This is a genomic window from Luteibacter aegosomatis, assembly GCF_023078455.1.
Classification (GTDB): domain Bacteria; phylum Pseudomonadota; class Gammaproteobacteria; order Xanthomonadales; family Rhodanobacteraceae; genus Luteibacter; species Luteibacter aegosomatis.
Window position 1 is genome coordinate 1788822 of record NZ_CP095740.1, and the last position, 26835, is coordinate 1815656.

At 67.2% G+C, this 26835-nt stretch carries 16 protein-coding genes; all 16 read left to right on the forward strand.

The genetic code is table 11. From position 1 onward, the window contains the following. The first annotated feature begins 1 nt into the window (after position 1). The 16 genes from L2Y94_RS08315 (at position 2) to galU (ending at position 26730) form a co-directional block, all read left to right on the forward strand. Positions 2 to 631: an FMN-binding negative transcriptional regulator gene (locus L2Y94_RS08315; protein ID WP_247374277.1), complete on the forward strand. Its 630-nt coding sequence runs from the start codon at positions 2 to 4 to the stop codon at positions 629 to 631. 272 nt (positions 632 to 903) lie between these two features. Next, on the forward strand, positions 904 to 4176 hold the full coding sequence (locus L2Y94_RS08320) for a maltotransferase domain-containing protein (RefSeq protein WP_247374279.1): 3273 nt from the start codon (positions 904 to 906) through the stop codon (positions 4174 to 4176). A 4-nt stretch (positions 4177 to 4180) separates the two neighbouring features. Next, the gene (treS, locus tag L2Y94_RS08325; protein ID WP_247374281.1) at positions 4181 to 7498 is read left to right on the forward strand and encodes a maltose alpha-D-glucosyltransferase; all 3318 of its coding nucleotides are present in this window, start codon (positions 4181 to 4183) and stop codon (positions 7496 to 7498) included. Further along, positions 7495 to 9681, forward strand: coding sequence for a 1,4-alpha-glucan branching protein GlgB (gene glgB / locus L2Y94_RS08330; RefSeq protein ID WP_425602445.1), 2187 nt, complete (start codon positions 7495 to 7497; stop codon positions 9679 to 9681). Before treS ends, glgB begins: the two co-directional genes overlap by 4 nt. 11 nt (positions 9682 to 9692) lie before the next feature. Next, complete coding sequence (glgX, locus tag L2Y94_RS08335; RefSeq protein WP_345780024.1) at positions 9693 to 11804, forward strand: glycogen debranching protein GlgX; 2112 nt, start codon at positions 9693 to 9695, stop codon at positions 11802 to 11804. Continuing rightward, entirely contained in the window at positions 11801 to 13549 is a 1749-nt protein-coding gene (gene treZ / locus L2Y94_RS08340; protein WP_247374283.1) for a malto-oligosyltrehalose trehalohydrolase, read from the forward strand. The genes glgX and treZ overlap by 4 nt, the downstream gene beginning before the upstream one ends. A gap of 3 nt (positions 13550 to 13552) precedes the next feature. Continuing rightward, the gene (gene malQ / locus L2Y94_RS08345) at positions 13553 to 15631 is read left to right on the forward strand and encodes a 4-alpha-glucanotransferase (RefSeq protein WP_247374285.1); all 2079 of its coding nucleotides are present in this window, start codon (positions 13553 to 13555) and stop codon (positions 15629 to 15631) included. Then, positions 15628 to 18231 carry a malto-oligosyltrehalose synthase gene (gene treY, locus L2Y94_RS08350; protein WP_247374287.1) on the forward strand — a complete coding sequence of 868 codons (2604 nt, stop codon included), beginning with the start codon at positions 15628 to 15630 and terminating at the stop codon, positions 18229 to 18231. The genes malQ and treY overlap by 4 nt, the downstream gene beginning before the upstream one ends. Before the next feature lie 224 nt (positions 18232 to 18455). Then, positions 18456 to 19136, forward strand: coding sequence for a (d)CMP kinase (gene cmk / locus L2Y94_RS08355; protein WP_144910653.1), 681 nt, complete (start codon positions 18456 to 18458; stop codon positions 19134 to 19136). A 167-nt stretch (positions 19137 to 19303) separates the two neighbouring features. Continuing rightward, positions 19304 to 20977, forward strand: coding sequence for a 30S ribosomal protein S1 (gene rpsA, locus L2Y94_RS08360; RefSeq protein WP_144910650.1), 1674 nt, complete (start codon positions 19304 to 19306; stop codon positions 20975 to 20977). Between the two features lie 104 nt (positions 20978 to 21081). Then, complete coding sequence (locus L2Y94_RS08365; protein ID WP_144910648.1) at positions 21082 to 21381, forward strand: integration host factor subunit beta; 300 nt, start codon at positions 21082 to 21084, stop codon at positions 21379 to 21381. A 125-nt stretch (positions 21382 to 21506) separates the two neighbouring features. Then, positions 21507 to 21767, forward strand: a complete 261-nt coding sequence (locus tag L2Y94_RS08370) for a LapA family protein (protein ID WP_247374289.1) — start codon at positions 21507 to 21509, stop codon at positions 21765 to 21767. After that, a complete protein-coding gene (lapB, locus tag L2Y94_RS08375; protein ID WP_247374291.1) occupies positions 21764 to 22936 on the forward strand; it encodes a lipopolysaccharide assembly protein LapB in 1173 nt (390 codons plus the stop codon). The genes L2Y94_RS08370 and lapB overlap by 4 nt, the downstream gene beginning before the upstream one ends. Then, positions 22933 to 23973 carry an MraY family glycosyltransferase gene (locus L2Y94_RS08380; protein WP_247374293.1) on the forward strand — a complete coding sequence of 347 codons (1041 nt, stop codon included), beginning with the start codon at positions 22933 to 22935 and terminating at the stop codon, positions 23971 to 23973. Before lapB ends, L2Y94_RS08380 begins: the two co-directional genes overlap by 4 nt. Next, a complete protein-coding gene (locus L2Y94_RS08385) occupies positions 23960 to 25858 on the forward strand; it encodes a polysaccharide biosynthesis protein (RefSeq protein ID WP_247374294.1) in 1899 nt (632 codons plus the stop codon). Before L2Y94_RS08380 ends, L2Y94_RS08385 begins: the two co-directional genes overlap by 14 nt. Continuing rightward, positions 25855 to 26730 (forward strand): UTP--glucose-1-phosphate uridylyltransferase GalU, encoded by an 876-nt coding sequence (gene galU, locus L2Y94_RS08390; RefSeq protein WP_247374296.1) that lies wholly within the window; start codon positions 25855 to 25857, stop codon positions 26728 to 26730. The genes L2Y94_RS08385 and galU overlap by 4 nt, the downstream gene beginning before the upstream one ends. Positions 26731 to 26835: the final 105 nt, after the last annotated feature.

Below are 26835 nucleotides of genomic sequence, written 5' to 3' on the forward strand. Positions count from 1 at the left end.
CGTGTACACGCCGCGCGCCTTCGTCGAGGATCGCCTGCCCGTCTTGCACGAGGCGATCCGCGGGATCGCCTTCGGCGCGCTGGTGACGGCGGGCGAGGGCGCCATCGAGGCCACGCACCTGCCGTTCGTGCTGGTGCCGGACGAGGGCCCGCTCGGCACCCTCTATGCGCACGTCGCCAGACCCAACGACCACGTCTGGCGGCATGGGGGCGAGGCGCTCGCGATGTTCGCGGGGCCGCACGCGTACATTTCGCCCAACGGTTACCCCGGCAAGGCGGTGCATGGCCGTGAAGTGCCGACGTGGAACTACATCGCCGTGCATGCTTACGGCGTACCCGAAACCTTCACCGATCCCGCGGCGTTGCTCGACCTGCTCGGCAAGTTGACCGACCAGAGCGAAAGGGCCGCCGAGCAGTCCGTGCCGTGGCAGGTCGCCGATGCGCCGGCCGACTACGTCGAATCGATGCTCGGCGCCATCGTCGGCATCCGACTGCCGATCGCGCGGATCGAGGGCAAGTGGAAGCTGGGGCAGAACCGCAGTGTGGAAGATCGTGTCGGTGCGGCCAAGCTTCTTGCGGAGAGGGGCGGGGACGACGAGCGAGCCATCGCCGAGGGCATGATGCGGGTCTGAGGTGCGTTCAAGACGCTGGGTTCCTGCCTTCGCAGGAACGACGAATGGCTAGATTCAAAGGCACGAAAAAAAGACCTCACGTCGTTCCTGCGAAGGCAGGAACCCAGCGTCTTGCGCTCCAAAACGCAAAACCGCTATGCCTGCATCGATTTCACATTCCCGAAACACCCCGATGCGTCACTGTGACCGCTCCCCCGCGTGTCCGGGCGTTGGCGTGATGCACACATCAGGCCCGGCATGCTTGTGTTTACTCCCCAAGGAACACGAGTCACATGTCGGCAAGCATGCGTGCGCCCTTTTGCATCTATTACCTGCATCCGCTGCAGGCGGGACCGATGACGGGGTGGAGCGCGTGGATCGACCATGCCGCGTCGCTCGGCTTCCGCCAGTTGCTCGTGGCACCGCCCTTCGTGCCCTCGCAAGCCGGCGACGTCTTCGTCACGCGGGACTTCGACCGCCTGCATCCCGCGCTCGACGCCGACGGCGACGCCGTCACGCGCCTGGCGCAGGTCGCCAAGGCCTGCCGCGCGCGCGACATGGCCTTCTGGCTGGACCTTCCCCTCGACGAACTGGCGTCCGATGCGACGGTGCGCACCGAGCATCCGGAGTGGTTCCGTCCCGTCGCCGCCGAACACGGCACGCCCGATCCGCGCTGGACCCCGGCCGAATCCGATAGCGCGCGATGGCGCTTCAATGATCCGGCCGTGGCCGATGCCGCCGCGTCATGGTGGATCGACCGCTTGCGTCGGTGGACCGCCGCCGGCGTGGAAGGTTTTCGTCTCGTACATCCGCAGCGACTGGGCGCGGCGACGTGGAAGACCCTGATCGACGCGGTACGCGCCGAGGCACCCGCGACGGGTTTCGTCGCCTGGACGCCCGGCTGCACGCCGGACGACATCGCCGCCTTGCAGGGCGCGGGCTTCGATGCCGTGGTCAACTCCTCGGCCTGGTGGGATTTCCGCTCTCCGTGGTTCGCCGAAGAGGCGGCGCGCCTGCAAGCGGTGGCGCCCGCCATGGCCTGCGTCGAAGCGCCATTCGCGCGCCGCCTCGGCGACGAATTGGGCGAGGAGAACCAGCTCGCACATGCCTACGGCCGGGCCATCGCCTTCGCGGCGACCGCGCCTGCCGGATGGCTCATGCCGATGGGATTCGAATACGCGATTCACGATGCGCTCGATCCACGGCGCGGCACGCCCGCCACGCCCGACGAGTGGAAGACCCATGCCGCGCTCGACCTGTCCGAGGCGATCGTCGCGGCGAATCGTGGGATGGGCGACGACGTGTCCTGCGTGCCCCTCATCGCCACGCATGGCTGCGTCACCTCGCTATTCGCCGTCGACGGCGCGGATCCACGCACGGCGCGCCGCGCCACGCTCACGCTGGTCAACGCCTCGCTGGACCGCGACATGGTCGTGAGCGCGGCCGACGCGCTGGCGGGCGCCGCGAGCCATTTCGCGGCGTGGACGGCCGCGGACGGACGCAAGTACTTCGATCAAGGCGAAGCCATGACCCTGCCTCCTGGCGGTGTGATAACCCTGTCCGGCGTGCCCACGGGACCGGTGGTGAAGAAGCTCGGCACGACGGCGCGCAAGGAGGCCATGCAAGCGGCCACGGCGTCGCCCCGCGTGGTGATCGAAGCCGTGGAACCGACCGTGGACGGCGGACGTTTTCCCGCCAAGCGCATCGTCGGCCAACCGGTCACGGTCACCGCCGACATCTTCATGGACGGCCACGAAGTGCTCGCGGCACGGCTGTCCTATCGCGCGCAGGACGAAAAGGGCTGGCGCGAGGCGGTCATGTCGCCGGTCAACAACGACATCCACACGGCCACCTTCACGCCTACGCGTATCGGCCGCTACGAGTTTCGCGTCGAGGCCTGGCACGACCGCTTCGGTAGCTACCACCACGAACTCGAGGTCAAGCACGCCGCCGGCGTGGCCGTCGACCTGGAGCTGGAAGAGGGGCGGCTGCTGGTCGAAGCGCGTGCGAAGGATGCCAGCGGTCCCAGGGCGCGGGCGCTGCGCGGTCTCGCCGCGGCGGTCTCGAAGGCCGAAGGCGACGCGCGCCTCGAGTTGCTCCTGGCCGACAGCACGGTGGCGTTGATGAGCGCCACCGATCCGCGGGAACGTTCGACCGTCAGCGCCACCTTCGTCGTCGAGGTGGATCGGCGCGAGGCGATGTTCGCGAGCTGGTACGAGCTGTTCCCGCGTTCGATGACGGACGATCCGAAGAAGCACGGCACCTTCCGCAACACCATCGCGCGCCTTCCGGCGATCCGCGACATGGGCTTCGACGTGCTCTATTTCCCGCCGATCCATCCCATCGGCAAAGCCTTCCGAAAGGGGCCCAACAATACGCTGACACCCGGCCCGGACGACCCCGGCAGCCCGTACGCCATCGGCTCCCCCGACGGCGGGCACGATGCCATCCATCCGCAATTGGGCACGCTGGACGATTTCCGCGCCCTGCGCGATGCGGCTCACGAACACGGCCTTGAGCTGGCGCTCGACTTCGCCATCCAGTGCTCGCCGGACCATCCGTGGCTGAAGGAACACCCGGAATGGTTCGACTGGCGTCCGGATGGCAGCATCAAGTACGCGGAAAACCCGCCGAAGAAATACCAGGACATCGTCAACGTGGATTTCTACGCCGACGGTTCGGTGCCCTCGTTGTGGCAGGCCCTGTGCGACGTGGTGCTGTTCTGGGCGGGTGAGGGCGTGCGTACCTTCCGGGTCGACAACCCGCATACCAAGCCGTTTCCGTTCTGGGAGTGGATGATCGCCCAGGTGCGGGCAAAGTACCCCGATACGCTGTTCCTCTCCGAAGCGTTCACGCGGCCCAAGCCCATGTACCGACTGGCCAAGGTGGGCTTCAGCCAGTCGTATACCTACTTCACCTGGCGCAACTCCAAGCGGGAGTTGATCGACTACCTCACCGAGCTGACCACCACGCCGCCGAAGGATTTCTTCCGGCCCAACTTCTTCGTCAATACGCCGGATATCGATCCGTACTTCCTGCAGACCTCGGGCCGACCGGGCTTCCTCATCCGCACGGCGCTGGCGACCACGCTTTCGGGCCTGTGGGGCATGTACTCGGGTTTCGAGATCTGCGAATCCGCGCCGATGCCGGGCAAGGAGGAATACCTCGATTCGGAGAAGTACGAGATCCGCGTGCGCGACTTCGACGCGCCGGGCAACATCGTCGCCGAGATCACCCAGCTCAACCGCATCCGCCGCGCGCATCCCGCGCTGCAGACCCACCTGGGCGTGCGCTTCCTGCCCGCGAACAACGACCAGGTGCTGTTCTTCGAAAAACGCGCGGGCGACGACCTCGTGCTCGTGGCGATCAGCATGGATCCCCACAACGCGCAGGCCGCCGACCTCACCCTCCCGTTGGACGACTGGGGCCTTCCTCCGGATGCCTCGCTCGACGTCCGCGATCTTCTCCACGCACGCCCCGTCGCATGGCGCGGCGCAACCCAGAACGTGTGGCTCGGCCTCGGCCAGCCCTACGCGATCTGGCAGGTACGGTTACCCGGAGTCTGACCACATGGCAACACGCGGCAAGGCAAAGAAGCGCGCCACGGCGCCGGATTTCTCCAGCGATCCGCTCTGGTACAAGGACGCGATCATCTACCAGGTACACGTCAAGTCGTACTTCGATTCGAACGACGACGGCGTGGGCGACTTCCAGGGCCTGATCGACAAGCTCGACTACATCGCCGACCTCGGCGTGAACACCCTTTGGCTGCTGCCGTTCTATCCCAGCCCGCGCCGGGACGACGGCTACGACATCGCCGAATACAAGGCGGTGCACGAGGATTACGGCAAGCTCGCCGACGCGAAGCGCTTCATCGCCGAAGCGCACAAGCGCGGCCTGCGCGTGATCACCGAGCTGGTCATCAACCACACCTCCGATCAGCACCCGTGGTTCCAGAAAGCGCGCCATGCGAAGAAGGGCTCGGCCGCGCGCGATTTCTACGTGTGGTCGGATACCGACCAGGCCTACGACGGCACGCGCATCATCTTCCTCGATACCGAGAAGTCGAACTGGACCTGGGACCCGGTGGCCGGCCAGTATTTCTGGCACCGCTTCTTCTCGCACCAGCCCGACCTCAACTTCGACAACCCTGCCGTGCTGAAGGCCGTGCTGGAGGTGATGCGTTTCTGGCTCGACATCGGCGTGGACGGCCTGCGCCTCGATGCCGTGCCCTACCTGATCGAGCGCGAGGGCACCAACAACGAGAACCTGCCCGAGACGCATCAGATTCTCAAGCTGATGCGTGCCGAGATCGACCAGCACTACCCCGACCGCATGCTGCTGGCCGAGGCCAACCAATGGCCGGAAGACACGCAGGACTACTTCGGCAACGGCGACGAGTGCCACATGGCGTTCCATTTTCCGCTGATGCCGCGCATGTACATGGCCATCGCGCGCGAAGACCGCTTTCCCATCACCGACATCATGCGGCAGACCCCGGCGATCCCGGAGAACTGCCAGTGGGCGATCTTCCTGCGCAACCACGACGAACTGACGTTGGAGATGGTCACCGACAACGAGCGCGACTACCTGTGGCAGACCTACGCCGCCGATCGTCGCGCCCGCATCAACCTCGGCATCCGCCGGCGCCTGGCGCCGCTGCTCGAACGCGACCGTCGCCGCATCGAACTGATGAACGCGATGCTGCTCACGATGCCCGGCACGCCCGTGCTCTATTACGGCGACGAGATCGGCATGGGCGACAACATCCACCTCGGCGACCGCGACGGCGTGCGCACGCCGATGCAGTGGTCGGTGGACCGTAACGGCGGTTTTTCCCGCGCCGATCCGGCCAGTCTCGTGCTGCCGCCGATCATGGATCCGCTTTACGGTTTCCAGGCGATCAACGTCGAGGCGCAGCAGCGCGATCCGTACTCGCTGCTCAACTGGACGCGCCGCATGCTCGCCGTGCGCAAACGCTACAAGGCCTTCGGGCGCGGCTCGCTCAAATTCCTCTACCCGGGCAACCGCAAGGTGCTGGCCTACCTGCGCGAGTTCGGCGATGAGCACGTGCTGTGCGTGGCCAACATGTCGCGCAGCCTGCAGGCCGTGGAGCTGGACCTGGCGGCGTTCGACGGGCAGGTGCCGGTCGAGATCATCGGTGGTACCTCGTTCCCGCCGGTGGGGCAGTTGCCTTACCTGCTCACCGTGCCGCCGTTCGGCTTCTACGCCTTCCAGCTCTGCCCCAACGCGCAGATGCCCGAGTGGCACGAGCAGCCCGCCGAGCCGCTGCCGGATTACGAAACGCTCGTGCTGCGCGGCGCCCTCGTCGAAGGTCCGGTGATGGAACATCACCGCGGCGTGATCGAGAAACAGGTGCTGCCCGGATACCTCTCGGTGCGCCGCTGGTTCGCGTCGAAGGACCGGGGCATCGACAGCGTCAAGGTGGTGCACGCGGTGCCTTGGCCCGATCGCAGCGACGACCTCGTGTTCACCGAGATCGAGGCGACGCTCGGCGACGGCGGCAAGGAACGCTATAGCCTCCCCGTGGGCATCGTCTGGGAAGACGAGACGCCCAACGCCCGCCAGCAACAGGTCACCCTCGCGCGCGTGCGCCGTGGGCGCCGCATCGGTATCCTCACCGACGGTTTCGCGCTCGACGCCTTCGTCAACGGCCTGCTTACCGGCCTGCGCGACCACGTGGAGCTCAAGGCCGGCAATAGCGTGGTGCGCTTCGAGACCACGGCCGCTTTCGAAGGCGTGGCGTTCGATCCGTCCATCGAGAACCGCTGGCTGTCGTCGGAGCAGTCCAACAGTTCGCTGATCGCGCACGATGCGGGTGTCGTCAAACTGTTCCGTCGCGTATCGGCGGGCATCAACCCCGAAGTGGAGATGGGCCGTTTCCTCACCGAGAACGGCTACGCCAACACCGCGCCGCTGATGGGCGAGGTGGTTCGCGTGGGCGAACATGGCGAGCGCACGACGCTGGCCGTGCTGCTGGGCTTCCTGCGCAACCAGGGTGACGCCTGGCGCTGGACGCTCGACTTCCTGAGGCGCAGCTACGACGAATACAGCCATTCGCCCGACGACGAGCGTCGCGCGGAAATCGAGGGCGGGTACGACGCGTTCGCGGCGGCCGTCGGCACGCGGCTGGGTGAATTGCATGCGGTGCTGGCGAAGCCGTCGGACCTGCCCGCCTTTTCACCCGAGAAGGTGTCCGGCGAGGCGACGCGGGCATGGCGCGACGGCGTTCGCGCGCAAGTCGGGCGCGCCCTGCTCGCCGTGGACAGCACGCGGGACATGCCCGAGGAACTGGCCGCCGACGTCGAAGCCCTGCGCGGCCTCGCCGGGGCGCTCGACGATCACGTGGGCCGGCTGGCCAAGGCGGGCGAGGGCATGCTGGCCACGCGTACCCACGGCGATTTCCACCTGGGCCAGATCCTCGTCGTGCAGGACGACGCGTACATCATCGATTTCGAGGGCGAGCCGGCGCGTACGCTGGAAGAGCGTCGCGGCAAGAACACGCCGTTGCGCGACGTCGCCGGGTTCCTGCGTTCGCTCGACTACGCGGCGGCCATGGCGCGTCGCGGCGAGGACGGCCTCGCGCCGGTCGAGGACCCGGGCTTCGGCGACTACCTCGTCCGATTCCGCGAGCGGGCGTCGCGCGTGTTCGTCGAGGCGTATCGGCGCGTGCTGGAACGGGCTCCGGTGCGTTGGGTCTCGGACGGCGCCTTCATGCCGTTGCTCGAACTCTTCGTGATCGAGAAAGCCGCCTACGAAATCACCTACGAAGCCGCCAACCGGCCGGGCTGGCTCGACGTGCCGCTGCGTGGCCTGCTCCACGCCGCGCGCGGCGAAGCGGCCGTGGCGCTGAAGGAGGAAACGTGATCGATCCGCGCTCCTATGGATTGACCGATGCCGATGCCGTCGACGCGCTCGTCCACGGTCGGCACGGCGATCCCTTCGCCCTGCTGGGGCCGCACGCCGTCGACGGGCGCCGCGTGGTCCGTGCGCTGCAACCCGGTGCCGACGCCGTCGAACTCATCGATGCGCAAGGCCGCGTCCTGTCCACGCTCGATCGCGTGCATCCGCAGGATCTCTTCGCCGGTTTTCTCGACGGCGAGGGCGATTATCGACTGCGTGTCCACTGGCCCGCGGCCATGCACGATACTCACGATCCCTATGCGTTCGGCATGCTGCTCGGCGACGAGGACCTGCGACGCCTTTCCGACGGCACGCACATCGAACTGTTCCGTTGCCTGGGAGCGCATCCGGTCACCGTCGACGGCGTGCACGGCGTGCGTTTCGCCGTCTGGGCGCCCAACGCCCAGCGCGTGAGCGTGGTCGGCGACTTCGACAGCTGGGACGGCCGCCGTCATCCGATGCGCAAGCGCGTACCGGCGGGCGTATGGGAGCTTTTCGTCCCCGGCCTGCTGCCGGGCGCCCGCTACAAGTACGAGATATGGGGCGCGGACGGTTCGCTCACCCAGCGCGCCGATCCCGTGGCGCTCGCGGCCGAACTGCCGCCGGCCACCGCCTCGATCGTGGCCGATCCGGAGGCGTTCCGCTGGACCGACGACGAGTGGATGCGCCGTCGCGGCGCGCTGCATCATGCCGGGTCGCCGTTGTCCATCTACGAGATCCATGCCGGTTCTTGGCTGCGTGGGCCGGACGGTCGCGAGTTGCACTGGGACGAGCTGGGCGAACGGCTGATTCCCTACCTGGCGGGCATGGGCTTCACCCACGTCGAACTGCTGCCCGTCTCCGAGCATCCGTTCGGCGGTTCGTGGGGATACCAGCCGCTGGGCCAGTTCGCGCCGACATCGCGCTTCGGCACACCGGAGGCTTTCGCCCGTTTCGTCGACCGCTGCCACGAGGCCGGCATCGGCGTCATCGTGGACTGGGTGCCCGCGCATTTCCCGACCGACATCCATGGACTGGCGCACTTCGACGGCACGCCGCTGTACGAGCACGCGGACCCTCGGGAAGGCTTTCACCAGGACTGGAACACGCTGATCTACAACCTCGGGCGCAACGAGGTGTCGGCCTTCCTCGTCGCCAGCGCCCTGGCCTGGCTGGAACGCTTCCACGTCGACGGCCTGCGCGTGGATGCCGTCGCCTCGATGCTGTACCGCGACTATTCGCGCAAGGCGGGCGAATGGGTGCCCAACATGTATGGCGGTCGCGAGAACCTCGAATCGATCGCCTTCCTTCGGCGCGTGAATGCGCTCGTGGCCGAACGCCACCCCGATTGCATGACCATTGCCGAGGAGTCCACGGCGTGGCCGGGCGTGACGCGTCCCGTCGAGGAGGGTGGCCTGGGTTTCACCTTCAAGTGGAACATGGGGTGGATGCACGACTCGCTCGAATACATGTCGCGCGATCCCGTCCACCGCCGCTGGCACCATGGCGAGATGACCTTCAGCATGGTCTACGCGTACTCGGAAAAGTACGTGCTGCCGCTCTCCCACGACGAGGTGGTGCATGGCAAGCGGTCGCTGCTCGGCCGCATGCCGGGCGACGAATGGCAGCGCTTCGCCAACCTGCGCGCCTACTACGGGTTCATGTGGGGCCATCCCGGCAAGAAGCTTCTGTTCACCGGGGGTGAGATCGCCCAGCCGCACGAGTGGAACCACGACGCGCAGATCGCCTGGGAGCTGCTCGACCGTCCGCTGCACCTGGGCGTGCAGAAGCTGGTGCGCGATCTCAACCGCCTCTATGCCTCGACCCCGGCGTTGCACGCGATGGACGCCGACCCGCGCGGTTTTCGTTGGGTCATCGGCGACGATGCGGCGCAGAGCGTGTTCGCCTGGCTGCGATTCGCCGACGGGGAGCGCCCGGCGCTGGTCATCTCGAACATGACGCCCACGCCTCGTCACGGTTTTCGTGTCGGTGTGCCCGAGCCGGGGCGCTGGCGCGAGGCCGTCAATTCCGATGCCGTGGACTATGGCGGCTCCGGCGTGGGCAACGAGGGCGAACGCCATGCGCAGGCCGTGCCGGCGCACGGGTTCGACCAGTCGCTCGTGATCAGCCTGCCGCCGTTGTCCACGGTGATTTTCATCGCCGACTGAAGAGGAACACCATGCCCGCGCTACCCGAACGCATGCAATCCGGCACGCCGTATCCCCTCGGCGCCACCTGTGACGGCATGGGAACGAACTTCGCCGTGTTCTCCGCGCATGCGGAGCGCATGGAGCTGTGTCTGTTCGATCCGTCGGGTAAACGGGAGATCGCGCGCTACGACCTGCCCGAGTGCACCGACGAAATCTGGCACGGCTATCTGCCACGCGTGCGCGGCGGCACGCTCTACGGCTTTCGCGCCCATGGCCCGTATGCGCCGGAGGAGGGCCACCGGTTCAATCCCAACAAGCTCCTGCTGGATCCCTACGCCCGCCTGCTGCACGGCCAGGTGCGCTGGTCGGACGTGCTGCACGGCTATCGCGTGGCATCGCCGCGTGCGGACCTGTCCTTCGATCGCCGCGACAGCGCGGCGGCGATGCCCAAGGCCGTGGTCGTCGACGAGCCGGTGCATTGGCGCCGGGGAGGCAACCGCCCGCATACGCCGTGGAACCAGACGGTGATCTACGAGGCCCACCTGAAGGGCTTCACGCGCTCGCTCAAGCGCATCCGGCCGCACGAACGCGGCACCTTCATCGCGCTGGCCGACCCCTACGTGATCGATTACCTGGTGAAGCTCGGCGTCACGGCCATCGAGCTGCTTCCCGTGCACGCCTTCCTCCAGGACCGGCGCCTCGCCGAGATGAAGCTGCGCAACTACTGGGGCTACAACACCATGGCGTTCTTCGCGCCCGAGCCCTCGTACCTGTCCGAAGGCACCCTGAACGAAATCCGCGCCGCCGTGCAGGCGCTGCACGCGGCGGGCATCGAGGTGATCCTCGACGTGGTCTACAACCATACCTGCGAGGGTAGCGAGCTGGGTACCACGATGATGTTCCGCGGGCTCGACAACAAGAGCTACTACCGCCTGATGCCGGACAACCCGCGCTACTGCATCAACGACACCGGCACGGGCAACACCGTCAACACCGCGCATCCGCGCGTGCTGCAAATGGTGATGGACTCGCTGCGCTATTGGGTCCAGACCTTCCACATCGACGGCTTCCGCTTCGACCTGGGCGTCAGCCTGGGGCGCGAGGAGCATGGGTTCGATCCCAACGGCGGCCTGTTCGACGCCATGCGTCAGGATCCCGTGCTGTCCTCGGTCAAGCTCATTTCCGAACCCTGGGACATCGGCCCCGGGGGGTACCAGCTGGGCAACCATCCGCCGGGTTTCGCCGAGTGGAACGGCAAGTTCCGCGACGACGTGCGACGCTTCTGGAAGGGCGATGCGGGCATGCGCGGCGCGCTGGCCGGGCGCCTGCAGGCTTCGGGCGACCTGTTCGACCATCAGCGGCGCAAGCCATGGGCGTCCGTGAACTTCCTCACGGCACACGATGGTTTCACGCTGGAGGACCTCGTCAGCTACAACGACAAGCACAACGAAGCCAACGGCGAGGACAACCGCGACGGCGGCAACGACAACGAGAGCTACAACCACGGCGTGGAAGGGCCCACGGACGATCCTGCCATCCTCGCGGTGCGCGACCGCGTCAAGCGGGCCATGCTCGCCACGCTGATCTTTTCCAACGGCACGCCGATGCTGCTCGGCGGCGACGAGTTCGGTCGCACGCAGCAAGGCAACAACAATGCCTATTGCCAGGACAATGAATTGTCCTGGTTCGACTGGAAATTGGCAGGCACCGACCGCGGCAAGGAGTTGACCGACTTCGTCGCGCGACTCCTCCGGTTGCGGGCCCAGCATCCGACGTTGCGTGCGCCGGACTTCCTGCGCGGCGACGTGGAAGTGATCCCCGGCATTCGCGAAGTCGCCTGGTTCGACGAAAGCGGTGCGGAGATGACCCAGGAGACCTGGGGGTACACCGAAGGCCGCCTTCTCGCCGTGCGACGCGCGCTCCCCCATGGCGAAAAGCGCGCGGACGTTACGCTGTTGCTGATCAACGGCACGCCCGATGCCCATGTCTTCAGGCTGCCCGAACCGGAGAGCGCCTGGCGCATCCGTTGCGACAGCACGAAGCCCTGCGCCGCCGACATGCCCTGGCAGGAGCCCTCGGTGGAAGTGCAGGGGCACAGCGTGATGCTGCTGGCGTCGTTGATAAGGAGAGAGTCCGCATGACGGAAACGCATGCGCACGCGATGCCCTATGGCGCGAAGCTCCTGGGCGACGGACGGGTGCGGTTCCGGCTGTGGGCGCCCGACGTGGAGTCGGTATCCCTGGAATGCGAGGACGGCCATGCGACGGCGATGCGCTCGCTGGACGACGGATGGTTCGAATGCGTCTGCAACGTGGAGACGGGCGGCGGATACCGGTTCCGCCTGCATGACGACCTCGCCGTCCCCGATCCCGCGTCGCGCCTCCAGCGCGATGGCGACGTGCACGGCTACAGCGTCGTGGTGGATCCGCGCACCTACGCCTGGCGCCACGCGTGGACGGGCAGGCCCTGGCGCGAGACGGTGATCTACGAACTGCACGTGGGTGCGTTCGGCGGTTTTCGCGGCGTGCGGGACGCGCTGCCGCATCTGGCCGCGCTTGGCGTGACCGCCGTCGAACTGATGCCGATCGCCGAATTCGCGGGTGAGCGCAACTGGGGTTACGACGGCGTGCTGCCGTTCGCGCCCGCCGCGGCGTATGGCACGCCCGACGAGCTGAAGGCGATGGTCGACGAGGCCCATGGCATGGGCCTCATGGTGTTCCTCGACGTGGTCTATAACCACTTCGGCCCGGAAGGCAATTACCTCGGCGCGTATGCCGCGCCGTTCTTCGAAGGCGATACGCACACGCCATGGGGCGCTTCGGTGGGCGTATCCACGCCGCAGGTCGGCGACTACTTCGTGCACAACGCGCTCTACTGGCTCGACGAGTACCGCTTCGACGGCCTGCGCTTCGACGCGGTGCACGCCATCGGCAACGCCGGCTGGCTCGGTTCGCTGGCGGCGCGCGTGCATGCCGCGATCGGTCCCGACCGCCACGTGCACCTGGTACTGGAGAACGAAGCCAACCAGGCGCACCTGCTGGGGCGTGGGCGTTTCGACGCGCAGTGGAACGACGACTTCCACAACGCGATACACGTGCTCATGACGGGGGAGTCGGAAGGCTATTACGCCCATTACCGGCCCGCGATGGACAAGCTCCTGCGAAGCCTGCGCGAAGGCTTCGCCTTCCAGGGCGAGGTGATGGGCGACAAGCGGCGTGGCGAACCCAGCGGGCAGCTTCCGGCGATGCGTTTCGTCAATTTCCTGCAGAACCACGACCAGGTGGGAAATCGCGCGCTCGGTGACCGGCTGACGACCCTGGTGCCGCCGGAGACGATGGAAGCCGCGCTCGCGCTGCTGCTCCTGGCTCCGTTCGTGCCCATGCTGTTCATGGGGGAGGAATCGGCCAGCCGCACGCCGTTCCTGTTCTTCACCGACTTCCCCGACGAGGCGTTGCGCAAGGCGGTGCGCGAAGGACGGCGCAGGGAGTTCGAAGGCTTCGCCGGGTTTTCGGCCGAAGACATTCCCGATCCGAACCTGCACGACACGTTCCTGCGTTCCATTCCCGAGCGCGACCTCACCCACGGCGAGCGCCGGCGCGAACTCGTGCGCGAACTGATCGCCCTGCGCCAGGAACACGTCGCGCCCCACATCGACGACGCGCGAGGGTTGCATGCCGAAGCCCTGGGCGAGCGCGCCTTCGTCGCCGCATGGTCGCTCGGCGCGCGAACGTTAACGATCTTCGTCAATCTCGGCGACACCGACGTCACGCTCGAACGCCCACCATCGCCCGCGGCGGCGTGGCTCCATGGCGCGGCGTCGGACATCGCCTCCGTTTCGCGCGGCGCGATCCCCGCCCGCCGCGCCCTGGCTTGCCTGGAGTCCTGATCCGTGAACGTTCCACTCGACGATCGTCTTGCCTTGTTGGCCGAACAGGCGGGCGTGGATGTGCACTGGCGCGATGCGCTCGACCGTCCGCAGTCGACGCCCGCGCGCACGCTGCGCCTGGTGCTCGGTGCGCTTGGGTTGCCGGCCGGCGACGCCGACGAGGTCGAGGCCAGTCTGCGCATGCTCGAGGAAGAGCGCCAGGGTCGCCGTCCGCCGCGCCTGTTGACGGCCGACGTGGGCCAGACGATCGAGCTGATCGCCGCCCAGCGCGGGCGGCGATGGAAGATCGTCGGCGAAGACGGGCTACCAGTGGCGGAAGGGGAGTTGCCTTCGGGCGCGTCGTCGCTTCCCGCACCGGCGCAACCGGGGTATTACTCCTTGTGGCTCGACGACGACGAAGTCACGCTCGCCGTCGCGCCGCGACGCGCGTTCGGCATCGGTGACGTGCAGGGCCTGCACCGGCCCTGGGGCATGGCCGTGCAGGTGTCCAGCCTGCGCCGTCCCGCCGACGGCGGCGCAGGCGATTTCACCGCGCTGGAACTGTGCGCGCGTGCCGCGGCGGAGAAGGGCGCCGACGCGCTGGCGATCAGTCCCGTGCACGCGCTGTTCGCCGCCGCGCCGGAGCGTTACAGCCCGTACGCGCCGTCGAGCCGCCTGTTCCTCAACGGTCTTTACATCGATCCATCGCGCACCAGCGGCGAGAAGAGCGTGCGCGCGGTGATCGACTCGCACAATCTTCGCCAGGAACTGGCCGACCTCGAGTGGCTCGACCTGATCGACTGGCCGCGGGCCGCGCGCGCGCGCATGACCATCCTGCGCTCCGTCTACGAGTGGGAGTCGGTGGACTCCGCGCATGCCGAACGCTTCGCCGCGTTTCGTCGCGAGCAGGGCGAGCCGCTGGAGCGTCACGCGCGCTTCGAGGCCTTGCACGCCGATTTCACCGCGCATGGTCGTCCGGGCGGTTGGCAGGGATGGCCCGCCGCATTCCATGATCCTTCGTCGCCCGACGTCGCCGCGTTCGCCCGCGAGCATTCGCGCGAGGTGTCTTTCCACGCGTGGCTCCAATGGCTGGCCTCGCGTGGCCTGTGTGGCGCGCAGAAAGCGGCCCGCGACGCCGGCATGAAGATCGGCCTGGTCACCGACCTCGCCGTGGGTGCCGATGCCGGGGGAAGCCACGCCTGGGCACACCAGGCCGAAATGTTGCAAGGACTGTCGGTGGGTGCGCCGCCGGATGCGCTCAATCGACTGGGCCAGGACTGGGGCCTCACCACGTTCTCGCCGCGCGGCCTGCGAGAGACCGGTTTCAAGGGGTTTATCGGCATGCTGCGCGCGGCACTGGCCTATTCGGGCGGCGTGCGCATCGATCACATCCTGAGCCTCAAGCGCCTTTGGATGGTGCCGCATGGCGCGGGCGCCACCGAAGGCGCCTACGTGCGTTACCCGCTGCGCGACCTGCTGCGTCTCGTGGCGCTGGAATCGCATCGGCACCGCGCGATCGTGATCGGCGAAGACCTGGGCACGGTGCCCGCCGATTTCCGTCGCGACATCGCCGATGCGGGCGTGCTCGGCATCCGCGTACTCTGGTTCGAACGCGCGGCGGACGGCGGGTTCATCGCCCCGGCGGACTGGTCGGACAATGCCATGGCCACCACCAGCACGCATGACGTGCCGACGGTCGCGGGATGGTGGAGCGGGCGCGACGTCGAATGGCGAAAGCGCACCGGCCTGGACGATCCCGACGTGGACGAAGCCGCGCGACGCGAGGTCGAACGCCATCGCCTGTGGAGCGCGATGTGCGCCTCGGGTTCGGCATGGAACGAGGACAGCCCGCCCGCGCCCGACGATATCTCGCCCGTGGTAGTGGCCGCCGCCAAGCACGTGGCGCAGACCCCGGCGCCGTTGGCGATCTTCCCCGTCGAGGACGTGCTCGGCCTGCACGAGCAGCCCAATCTTCCCGGTCCGACGGACGCGGTGCATCCGAACTGGCGTCGCCGCATGCCCGACTCCACGCCGCGACTGTTCGACGGACCCATCGCCAACGCCGTGTGCACGGCGATCGACAAGACCCGGAACCGCCCGTGAGTCCACCGCGCTCGCTCGCCCGCCTGCAGTTCCATTCGGGGTTCACGCTCGACGCCGCCGTGGGCGTGGTCGACTACTACGCCCGGCTCGGCGTAAGCCATCTGTACGCGTCACCCATCCTGCGTGCCCGTACGGGATCGACGCACGGTTATGACGTGGTCGATTGCCATGAGGTCAATCCCGAGATCGGTGGCGAGGATGCCCTGCGCCGGCTCGTGTCCGCCCTGCGCGAACGTGGCATGGGGCTCGTCGTCGACATCGTGCCCAACCACATGGGCGTCGGGCCGGAGAACGCCTGGTGGATGGACGTGCTCAGGCATGGCCGGGAAAGCCGTTACGCGGGCTATTTCGACATCGACTGGCAGTCGCCCGACCCGTTGATCCGTGGACGCCTGCTGCTGCCGATCCTCGGCGCGGGCTACGACGCCACGCTGCGCGAGGGACACCTTCGCCTCGTGCATCGGCGCGGGGAATGGATGCTGCGGCTTTACGACGACCACCTCCCGCTGTCGCCCGCCTCGACCCGCGAACTCGGCGACGATGCCGTGGCGTCGCACGATCCGTCGAGCGACGAGGGCAGGGCGCGGCTGCATGGCCTGATCGAGAAGCAGCATTACCGGCTGGCCTTCTGGAAGCTCGCCAGCGACATGGTGAACTACCGGCGTTTCTTCGACATCAACGAACTGGCGGGCCTGCGCATCGAGCGTACCGCCGTTTTCGAAGACACCCATGCCACGATCTTCCGACTCTACGCCGAGGGTCTCATCGACGGAGTGCGTTGCGACCACGTGGATGGACTGTCCGATCCACGAAGCTATTGCCGTCGCCTGCGTCATCGCCTCGAGCGGTTGCGCACGCGCCGCCCGCCGGGCGCGCCTCGCGATGCCGCCTATCTGGTGGTGGAGAAAATCCTCGCCGAAGACGAGCCGCTGCGAACGGACTGGCGCACCGATGGCACCACCGGCTACGAATTCATGGACCAGGTGTCCGCCGTGCTGCACGACGATGCGGGCGAAGGTCCCCTGACCGGCTTGTGGCGGGAACTGACCGGCGACTCGGCGGACTTCGCGACCCAGGCGGTGCGCGCGCGACGGCAGATCCTCGTCGACAGTTTCGAGGCGGAACTGGATCGTACGGCGCGCGCGCTGTTCGCCGCGGCGCGCGCCGACCTGGCTTCGCGCGACGTCTCCTTGGCGGCGATTCGACGCGTGCTCGTGGAGTTGCTGGTGCATTTCCCAGTCTACCGTACCTATGCGGGCGGGTTGGGCCGCGATGCCTTCGACGAATCCATCTTCGCCCGCGCGGTGGAGGGCGCCTTGCGTACGGTGCGTGGCGAAGACGTGGACCTGTTGCATCTGGTGGCGCGCTGGCTGGGCGGGGAACCCTTGCGTTCGCTGCCGCCGGGGCCGGTGCGGCGCGCGAGGGAGCGCGCCATCGCGGTCTTCCAGCAAGCGACCTCGCCGGTGGCCGCCAAGGCCGTGGAGGACACCGCGGGCTACCGGTACGGGCGGCTCCTGTCGCGCAACGAGGTGGGTGTCGACGCGGCGCGGCTGGCCCTGTCGCCGGACGCGTTCCACCGCCTTTGCGCCGAGCGCGCGGCGACGTTTCCGCATACGTTGCTGGCCACCGCCACGCATGACCACAAGCGCGGTGAAGACCTGCGGGCACGCCTCGCCGTGCTCTCCGAAGAGGCCCCGCGCTGGGTGGTGACCGTGCAGCGCTGGCGGGAACGTCACGCCGTGTTCCGCCAGCGTGCCGAAGGACGCATGGCACCCTCGGCCGCCGACGAACTGATGCTCTACCAGATGCTCGTCGGCGCGTGGCCGCTCGACCTCGCCGCCGACGATGACGAAGGACTGGAGCGCTTCGCCACCCGCATCGCCGCCTGGCAGCGCAAGGCCCTGCGCGAGGCCAAGCGCTGGACGCGCTGGACGTCGCCGAACGAGCCCTATGAGGACGCGTGCGAGGATTTCCTGCGTTCGATGCTCTCGGGCGAGTCGGCGGTGGAGCTTCGCGCCTTCGCCGAATACATCGCGGCACCGGGAGCCGCCAACGGGCTCGCCCAGACGGTACTGCGGCTGACCACGCCCGGCGTGCCCGACTTGTACCAGGGCACGGATGGCTGGGATTTCAGCCTGGTCGACCCCGACAACCGGCGACCGGTCGATTTCGGACGGCGTTCCGAATCGCTGGCCCGGGGGCTGTCCCTGGCGGAAGCGGTGGTGACCTGGCGGGACGGCACGGTCAAACAGGCGGTGATCCGTGAACTGTTGTGCCTGCGCAAGGCGCATCCGGAGCTGTTCGCCCGCGGCGACTATCGTCCCCTCGTGGCGGAAGGGCCCGGCGCGGAACGGGTGCTAGCCTTCGTTCGCGAACACAGGGGGAAGAAGCTGCTGGTGGCCGTGGGGCGGCACCTGGCGCCCTGGCTGGCCGGGGAGGCGGTGCCGTCCGTGCCGGCCGAACGCTGGGCCGGGACGACGCTGCGGGTGCCGGAGGGCGAATGGAAGGGCGTGTTGTCCGATGGGGTGTCGGCTGGGGGTAAGGTGGACGTGGCGGACCTTTTCGCGGGAATGACCGTCGCCGCCTGGACCTCGGTGTAGCGCTTCGCAGGAATCGCCGATGCGATCGGCTCCCACCCCTTCGGTAGCCAGCTTGCGCCGACCCGGCAACGAGGGACAAAAGCCCGCCCAGCCCATGGGCGGAAAGTCGGCTACCGAAGGGGTGGGAGCCGATCGCATCGGCGAATCAGGTCGCCCAGTGCCTCCAGCAAGCCTCCGCCCCATCAACGGCGGTATCATGGCGGTTTCGTGCGTGAGGTGATCCCATGGCCCATCCGGCTGCCGTCCCTGTCCTGACCATCGACGGCCCCTCGGGCTCCGGCAAGGGCACCATCAGCCGCATGGTGGCGGACAAGCTGGGCTGGCGCCTGCTCGATTCGGGGGCCCTCTATCGCGCCGTCGGCTACGCGGCGGGCGAGGAGGGCATCGACCTGTCCGACGTCGATGCCGTCACCCGCTGCGCCCAGACCGTGAAGATCCGCTTCCAAGCCAGCCCGGACGGGGGCGAGACCCACGTCATCGTCAACGGCCACGACGCCACGGCCGAGCTGCGTACGGAGACCGCCGGGGCCGCCGCATCGGCCATTGCGGTGATTCCCAGCGTGCGCCAGGCCCTGGTGGACCTGCAGTTGGGCTTTCGCAAGGCCCCCGGGCTGGTGGCCGACGGCCGCGACATGGGCACGGTGATCTTCCCCGACGCGGCCCATAAGGTATTTCTTACGGCCAGTGCCGCCGAGCGGGCGAAAAGGCGCTATAAGCAGTTGAAGGATAAGGGACTGAGCGTTACACTTAGCGTCCTTCAGCGAGAAATCGAGGCGCGCGACGAGCGTGATGCGTCGCGGGCCGTCGCCCCGTTGAAGCCCGCCGAGGGCGCCGTGGTCATCGATACCACCGGCATGCCCATCGAGGCGGTGGTGGCGAAGGTTTTCGCCGTGGTGCGTCCTTAAGGCGCGTCGCGGCAAAGTGCCCGCGCAGTGTGCGCGGGTGATTGGCAACGGTGCGGGGGCCTCCATCGAGATGTCCGAACGCACCCACAACCGGTGGGTCCCCCGTCCGCTCGCGTTCAAGACGCACGCCGGCGCCGGGTACGGCCTTTCATAACCCTGGAATCAACATGACTGAAAGTTTTGCCGAACTGTTTGAACAGAGCCAGCAGGCCATTTCGAAGCTGAAGCCCGGCTCCATCGTCACGGGTATCGTTGTGGAAATCCGCAACGACGTGGTGGTGATCAACGCCGGCCTGAAGAGCGAAGGCATCGTTCCGATCGAGCAGTTCAAGGACGAGAACGGCGCTCTCGAAGTGGAAGTGGGCGACGAAGTCAAGGTCGCGCTCGACGCGCTCGAAGACGGCTTCGGCGAGACCAAGCTCTCCCGCGAGAAGGCCAAGCGTTCGATGGTGTGGGACGACCTCGAGCAGGCGTTCGACAAGGAAGAGACCATCACCGGCAAGATCTCCGGCAAGGTCAAGGGCGGTTTCACCGTCGACATCAAGGACGTCCGCGCGTTCCTGCCGGGCTCCCTGGTCGACGTGCGTCCGGTTCGTGACCCCGTCTACCTCGAGGGCAAGGACCTCGAGTTCAAGATCATCAAGCTCGACCGCAAGCGCAACAACGTGGTCGTCAGCCGTCGCGCCGTCGTCGAGACCGAGTTCTCGGAAGAGCGCGAGAAGCTGCTCGAGCGCCTCACCGAGGGCGCGGTCGTCAAGGGTGTGGTGAAGAACCTCACCGATTACGGCGCGTTCGTCGACCTCGGCGGCATCGATGGCCTGCTGCACATCACCGACATGGCGTGGAAGCGCGTCCGTCACCCGTCCGAAGTGGTCAACGTCGGCGACGAGCTCGACGTGCGCGTGCTCAAGTACGACCGCGAGCGCAACCGCGTTTCGCTCGGCCTCAAGCAGCTCGGCGACGACCCCTGGGTCGCCATCGCCCGCCGCTACCCGGTCGGCAGCCGCCTGTTCGGCAAGGTCTCCAACGTCACCGATTACGGCTGCTTCGTCGAGATCGAGCCGGGCGTCGAAGGCCTGGTGCACGTCTCCGAAATGGATTGGACCAACAAGAACGTCAACCCGGCCAAGGTGGTGCAGGTCGGTGACGAGACCGAGGTCATGGTCCTGGACGTGGACGAAGAGCGTCGTCGCATCTCGCTGGGTATCAAGCAGACCCGCTCGAACCCGTGGGAAGCCTTCGCCGCCATGCACAAGAAGGGCGACAAGGTCTCCGGCCAGATCAAGTCGATCACCGACTTCGGCATCTTCATCGGCCTGGAAGGCGGCATCGACGGTCTCGTCCACCTGTCCGACATCTCGTGGCAGGCGTCGGGTGAAGACCTCGTCCGCAACTTCAAGAAGGGCGACGAAGTCGAGGCCGTGGTGCTGGCCGTCGATCCGGAGCGTGAGCGCATCTCCCTCGGCATCAAGCAGATGGAGCAGGATCCGTTTGGCCAGTTCATGGCCACGAATCCGCGCGGCACGGTCCTGACCGGCACGGTCCGCGAAGTCGACGCCAAGGGTGCCACCATCGACCTGGGCGAAGGCGTCGAGGGTTACCTCCGCGCCAACGACATCGCCAAGGAGCGCGTGGAAGATGCCACGCAGCATCTGAAGGTCGGCGACAAGGTCGAGGCGAAGTTCACCGGCATGGACCGCAAGGGCCGTCAGCTGCAGCTGTCGATCCGCGCGAAGGACGAGGAAGAGCTGGCCGACACCATGGCCGACTACCAGTCCGCCGCTGGCGGCACGACCAAGCTCGGCGCGCTCCTCAAGGAGCAGATGAACAAGGCCGACTGACGTCGGACGGGGGAGCGGTTCGCCGCTCCCCCGGTTTTCTGTGATGCCCATGTAGTACGGATCCACGTTTCGAGTCCAAGCGTTAAAGAAGAACCAGGGGACCCATGACAAAGTCGGAACTCATCGAGGCGCTGGCGCGGCGTCAGACCCACCTTGCCTTCAGCGACGTGGAACTTGCCGTAAAGAGCGTGCTCGAACAGATGAGCCATGCCCTCTCCACCGGCGAGCGCATCGAGATCCGCGGCTTCGGCAGCTTTGCTCTGCATTTCCGTCCGCCGCGCATGGGGCGCAACCCCAAGACCGGCGAAGCCGTGGCCTTGCCGGGCAAGCACGTCCCGCATTTCAAGCCAGGCAAGGAATTGCGCGAACGCGTGAACCTCGCCCTCGAAGACGCCGCGCAGTGACGCGGCGTTTTTTTGCGCAGTAGCAGCAACCCCGGAAGCGCCGCCGGGCACGTACAGGTCATCAACCTGTACGAATTCATAATTGCGGCGCACCATGCCATTCATGATTCGGGTACAGTCGCCGGATGCGTCTGATCGCCATACTTTTCCTGCTCTCGTTCGTCGCCGCCGGCGTGGTTTTCGGGGCGCTGAACGCCGACTCGGTGCCGTTCGATTTCGGCATGGCCCGGCTGTCGCTGCCCAAGGGCGGGGCGATGCTGGCCGCGCTACTGACGGGCTGGATTCTCGGCGGCATCACCGCCTGGCTGGGCACCTCGTTCGCCCATCGGCGCAAACGCCGAAAGGCGCTGGGCGATCGCAAGGTAGGCAGCGCGAAAACCGCATGAATCCGATCTGGCTGCTGGCGCTCGTTCCCCCGCTGGCTTTTCTCTCCGGCTGGTGGCTGGCCCGCCGCACCCATGCCCGCCGTTCCGGCGAACGGGTCAACGAGCTGTCGTCCGATTATTTCCGGGGCCTCAACTACCTGCTCAACGAGGAGCAGGACAAGGCGCTGGAAGTGTTCCTGCGCCTGGCCGAGTACAACCGGGACACGGTGGAAACCCATCTCGCGCTCGGCAACCTCTTCCGCAAGCGCGGCGAGGTCGACCGCGCCATCCGGCTCCACCAGCACCTGGTATCGCGCCAAGGGCTTTCCGACGAAATGAAGACGGTGGCCTTGCTCGAGCTGGGCGAGGACTACATGCGCGCCGGCCTGCTCGATCGCGCGGAAACCCTGTTCTCCGACCTCGTCGCGATGGACGCGCTGGCGCCTTCGGCGCTGCGCCACCTGATCGCCATCTACCAGCACGAGCGCGAGTGGCACAAGGCCATCGATCATGCCCGTCGCCTCGAAGCCATGACCGGCGAAGACGAATCGGCCATGATCGCGCAGTTCTACTGCGAACTGGCCGAGCAGTCCCGCCTGCACGGCGCGCGCACCGAAGCGCGCGATTACGTGCGCGAGGCCTTCTCCTGCCAGCGCGATTGCGTGCGTGCGCACATGATCGCCGGCCGCCTCTCCGCCGAGGACGACGACGTACCCGCGGCCATCGCCTCTTACGAAGCGGCCATCGATTCGGACATCGCCTTCGTTCCCGAGATTCTCCCGCCCCTGCTCAACTGCTACGCGCGCTCGCAGCAGATGGATCGCGCGGAGGGCTTCCTGCTCGACATCATGCAGCGTTACCACGGCATCTCGCCCGTGCTGGCGCTCACGCGGCTCTACGAAGGGCGCGACGGCGAGCGTACCGCCATCGATTTCCTCACCGGACAGTTGCGCAAGCGGCCTTCCGTGCGCGGCCTGATGGCGCTGATCGACGCCACCATGGACAAGGTCTCGGGTGAGGCCCGCGAGAACTACCTCATCCTGCGAGACCTCACCCGCAAGCTGCTCGAAGGGCAGGCGATGTATCGCTGCAGCCGTTGCGGCTTCGGCGCCAAGGCCCATCATTGGCAATGCCCGAGCTGCAAGAGCTGGGGCACCGTGCGCCCCATCCACGGCGTCGCCAACGAATGACGCTGCCGTTTCCAGGGGCGATGGCCACCTTGTTCGGCTGTGCCGTGGCCGCCCTCGTCGTTTCGTTCGCCAGCGTGCGCGCGGCCATCGCCTATGCGCATCGCCGGGGCATGCTCGATGCCCCGGGACGTCGTCGGTCCCACACCCTGCCCACGCCACGCGGCGGGGGTATCGGCATCGTGCTGGGCGTCCTGGCGGGCATGCCGGCGGCGCTGGTCCTCCTGCCCGGTTCGCCGGGCGCGACGGTGGTGGCCGCGTTCAGCGTGGCCACCGTGGCCGTGGCCGCCATCGGCTGGCTCGACGACCACGGGTCGTTGCCCATCCGACCCCGGCTGCTGATCCAACTGGCCGCCACGCTGCTGCTTTGCCTCGCCGTCGCCAGCCGCACCTCCAGCCTGCTCTGGGCCATTCCCCTGCTGCTGGCGGGCGTGTGGTGCATCAACCTGCACAACTTTATGGACGGCATCGACGGCCTGGCGGCGCAGCAGGCCATGTTCTTCGGTGCCGCCTCCGCGGCGCTGGCCTGGTCGGCGGGTAGCCCGGCCATCGCCGGGTCGGCCCTGACCATGGCCGCGGCCGCCACTGGGTTCTGGTGGTTCAATCGGTCGCCGGCCCGCATTTTCATGGGCGACGTGGGCAGCGGCACGCTGGGCCTGTTCGTATTCGCCCTGTCGGCCATGCTCTGGGCGTTTCGCACGAACTTGCTGTGGCCGGCCCTCATCTTCTCGTCCGCCTTCGTCATCGACGCCACCTTGACGTTGCTCGTGCGAATGCTGCGCGGTGCGCGCTGGTACACTCCGCATCGCGAGCATCTTTATCAATGGCTCGTGAGACGTCGGGGGGCGTCGCACCGTCGGGTCGCCCTCGGCTATCTCGCGTGGAACATCATGGTCTGTATTCCCGTCGCATGGATCGCGTACCGCTCACCCGCGGTGGCGCCCGGTTGCTTCGGGGCGGTGTATCTGGCTGGAGCAGCGGTCTGGCGTACTGGTAAGCGTCATTGCTTGCGTCGAAGGGAGCGACATGTTTCTGCGTAAATTCATCGGCATCATCCATCCCCGTACGGCGGTGGTCGCCCACGACCTCGCCATGGCGGCCCTGGCGTGGTGGATCGCCAAATCGTTGCGCTATGCGTTGATGCCCGACCTCTCGCCGGTCAGTTACCTGCCGATGGAGTTTCCCATCGTGCTGCTGGTGCAGGGCGCCGTATTCAACTGGACCGGCCTGTACAAGGGGGTTTGGCGCTTCGCGAGCCTGCCCGACCTGTGGAACATCATCCGCGCGACGGTGATCGGCGCGCTGATCATCGGCCTGGCCATGGTCATGTACGCCCGCCTGGACGGCGTGCCGCGTTCGGTGCTGCTCGTGTACCCGGTGGTGCTGGTGGTGCTGCTGGGCCTTCCCCGATTGAGCTACCGCTTCTGGAAGGACAGCCGCATCGATCTCTTCCAGTCGGCGCCGACCAAGCGCGTGCTGATCGTCGGCGCCGATCGCGCGGGCGACGCGCTGGCGCGCGACCTGCGCCGGGACAGCCGCTACAGCGTGATCGGCTTCGTCGACGACAACACGGCCCTCCGTGGCGCGCAGATCGGCGGCGTACCCGTGCTGGGCACCATCGACCAGCTCGCCGAGCTGTCCAAGGCCGTAGCGGTGCAGATGCTGCTCATCGCCGTGCCGGGCGCCACCACGTCGCAGATGCGCCGCATCGTGGCCTTCTGCGAAAGCACCGGCCTGCCGTTCCGCACCGTGCCGCGCCTGGAAGACGTGGTCGCCGGCCGCGCGCAATTCAACGAGATCAAGGAAGTCGCCATCGAAGACCTCCTCGGCCGCGATGCGGTGGAGCTGGACTGGACGGCCATCCGCGAGAACATCAGCGGTCGCCGTGTGCTGGTCACGGGCGGCGGCGGTTCGATCGGTTCGGAACTCTGCCGCCAGGTGGCGCGCCTCGGGGCGCAGTCGCTCACCGTGGTGGAGATGTCCGAGTACAACCTCTACCGGATCGGCCAGGAACTGACCTCGGCCTATCCCGAGCTGATCTTCAACGGCGTGCTCGCCGACGCCCGGGAAGAGGTGGCGATCAACCGCCTGTTCGAGGAAACGCAGCCGCAGATCGTGTTCCACGCGTCGGCCTACAAGCACGTGCCGATGCTCCAGGGGCAGTTACGCGAAGCGTTCCGCAACAACGTGATGGGCACGCGCGTGGTGGCGAACGCCGCCGTGCGCATCGGCGCCGAATCGTTCGTGCTCATCTCCACCGACAAGGCGGTGAACCCCACCTCGGTGATGGGGGCGTGCAAGCGCATGGCCGAGATCTGGTGCCAGAACCTTGCCGCGCATACCTCTACACGTTTCATTACGGTTCGCTTCGGTAACGTGCTCGACTCCGCCGGTTCCGTCGTGCCGCTCTTCCGCCGACAGATCCGCCAGGGTGGGCCGGTGACCATCACCCACCCGGAGATCTCGCGCTACTTCATGACCATTCCCGAGGCGTGCCAGCTCATCCTGCAGGCCGCGAGCCTGGGCAAGGGCGGCGAGATCTTCGCGTTGGACATGGGCGATCCGGTGAAGATCCGCGACCTGGCCGAGCAGATGATCCGCCTCGCGGGCAAGCGTCCGGGAGCGGATATCCAGATCGTCTACACGGGTCTTCGCTCAGGTGAGAAGCTGTTCGAAGAATTGTTCCACCCGTTGGAGAATTATAAGAGCACGACGCACGCCAAGATCTTCCAGGCCCAGCATCGCCAGGTATCGTGGGACCTCCTGCAGACGCAGTTGGCCCGTGCCGAGGAGGCGGTGGCCCAGTTCGACGAAGAAACCCTGCGTCGCTGCGTATCGCACCTGTTGCCGTCGTTCCGCTGGGGCGACTCGCAGACCGATAACGTCGTGCCGCTACGCCGCAACGAGAATGGAGACATCGCATGACCCAACCCCTGCGCACGGTGGTATTTCCGGTGGCCGGCCTCGGTACGCGCTTCCTGCCCGCGACCAAGGTGGTAGCCAAGGAAATGCTCCCGGTGCTCGACCGGCCGCTCATCCAGTACGCCGTGGACGAGGCCGTCGACGCCGGTGCCGACACGCTGGTGTTCGTCACCAACCGATACAAGCACGCGATCGCCGACTACTTCGACAAGGCGTACGAGCTTGAGGAAAAGCTCGCCGAGAAGAACAAGGACGAACTGCTCGACATCCTTCGCGGCATCCTGCCCTCGCGCGTGCGTTGCGTCTTCGTGACGCAGCCCGAGGCACTGGGCCTCGGCGACGCCGTGCTGCGCGCCGCACCCGTGGTGGGCAACGAGCGCTTCGGCGTCATGCTGCCCGACGACCTGATCTGGACCAAGGGCAAGGGCGCGCTGCGGCAGATGGCCGAGGTGGCGGCCGAGTACGACGCCGGCGTCATCGCGGTGGAAGAGGTGCCGGAGAACGACACCGACAAGTACGGCATCGTCGACGCCACCGAGGCGGTGAGCGACCGTGCCACGGTGATCCGCCACATGGTGGAGAAACCGAAGCCGGCCGACGCACCCTCGAACCTCGCCGTGGTGGGCCGTTACGTGCTGCCGTGCGAGATCTTCGAATACCTGAAGAACACCCGGCCGGGCGCCGGCGGCGAGATCCAGCTGACGGACGCCATCGAAAACCTGCTGAAGGACAAGCGCAAGGTGCTGGCCTATCGTTTCGAAGGCACGCGTTTCGACTGCGGCAACAAGGCCGGCCTGGTGCGCGCCACCATGGCGATGGCATTGGAAGACCCGAAGCTCGCGCCGATCGTGCGGGAGTACGCCAACAAGGCGTAAGGCATTCGCGAAAACCGGCTGTCGCGCCGTGTATCCCGGCCTACGCCGGGATGACGACCCCGTCGCACCGGCCCAGGCCGGTGCCTACGGCGAAGCGGCTGGCTT

What these genes read in the sequence shown, in the direction of transcription:
- L2Y94_RS08365 (WP_144910648.1), top strand. Translation starts at nt 21,082, where the DNA reads ATGACAAAGTCGGAACTCATCGAGGCGCTGGCGCGGCGTCAGACCCAC.
- L2Y94_RS08380 (WP_247374293.1), top strand. Translation starts at nt 22,933, where the DNA reads ATGACGCTGCCGTTTCCAGGGGCGATGGCCACCTTGTTCGGCTGTGCC.
- L2Y94_RS08320 (WP_247374279.1), top strand. Translation starts at nt 904, where the DNA reads ATGTCGGCAAGCATGCGTGCGCCCTTTTGCATCTATTACCTGCATCCG.
- L2Y94_RS08370 (WP_247374289.1), top strand. Translation starts at nt 21,507, where the DNA reads ATGCGTCTGATCGCCATACTTTTCCTGCTCTCGTTCGTCGCCGCCGGC.
- treZ (WP_247374283.1), top strand. Translation starts at nt 11,801, where the DNA reads ATGACGGAAACGCATGCGCACGCGATGCCCTATGGCGCGAAGCTCCTG.
- treS (WP_247374281.1), top strand. Translation starts at nt 4,181, where the DNA reads ATGGCAACACGCGGCAAGGCAAAGAAGCGCGCCACGGCGCCGGATTTC.
- glgX (WP_345780024.1), top strand. Translation starts at nt 9,693, where the DNA reads ATGCCCGCGCTACCCGAACGCATGCAATCCGGCACGCCGTATCCCCTC.
- galU (WP_247374296.1), top strand. Translation starts at nt 25,855, where the DNA reads ATGACCCAACCCCTGCGCACGGTGGTATTTCCGGTGGCCGGCCTCGGT.
- lapB (WP_247374291.1), top strand. Translation starts at nt 21,764, where the DNA reads ATGAATCCGATCTGGCTGCTGGCGCTCGTTCCCCCGCTGGCTTTTCTC.
- cmk (WP_144910653.1), top strand. Translation starts at nt 18,456, where the DNA reads ATGGCCCATCCGGCTGCCGTCCCTGTCCTGACCATCGACGGCCCCTCG.
- L2Y94_RS08385 (WP_247374294.1), top strand. Translation starts at nt 23,960, where the DNA reads ATGTTTCTGCGTAAATTCATCGGCATCATCCATCCCCGTACGGCGGTG.
- rpsA (WP_144910650.1), top strand. Translation starts at nt 19,304, where the DNA reads ATGACTGAAAGTTTTGCCGAACTGTTTGAACAGAGCCAGCAGGCCATT.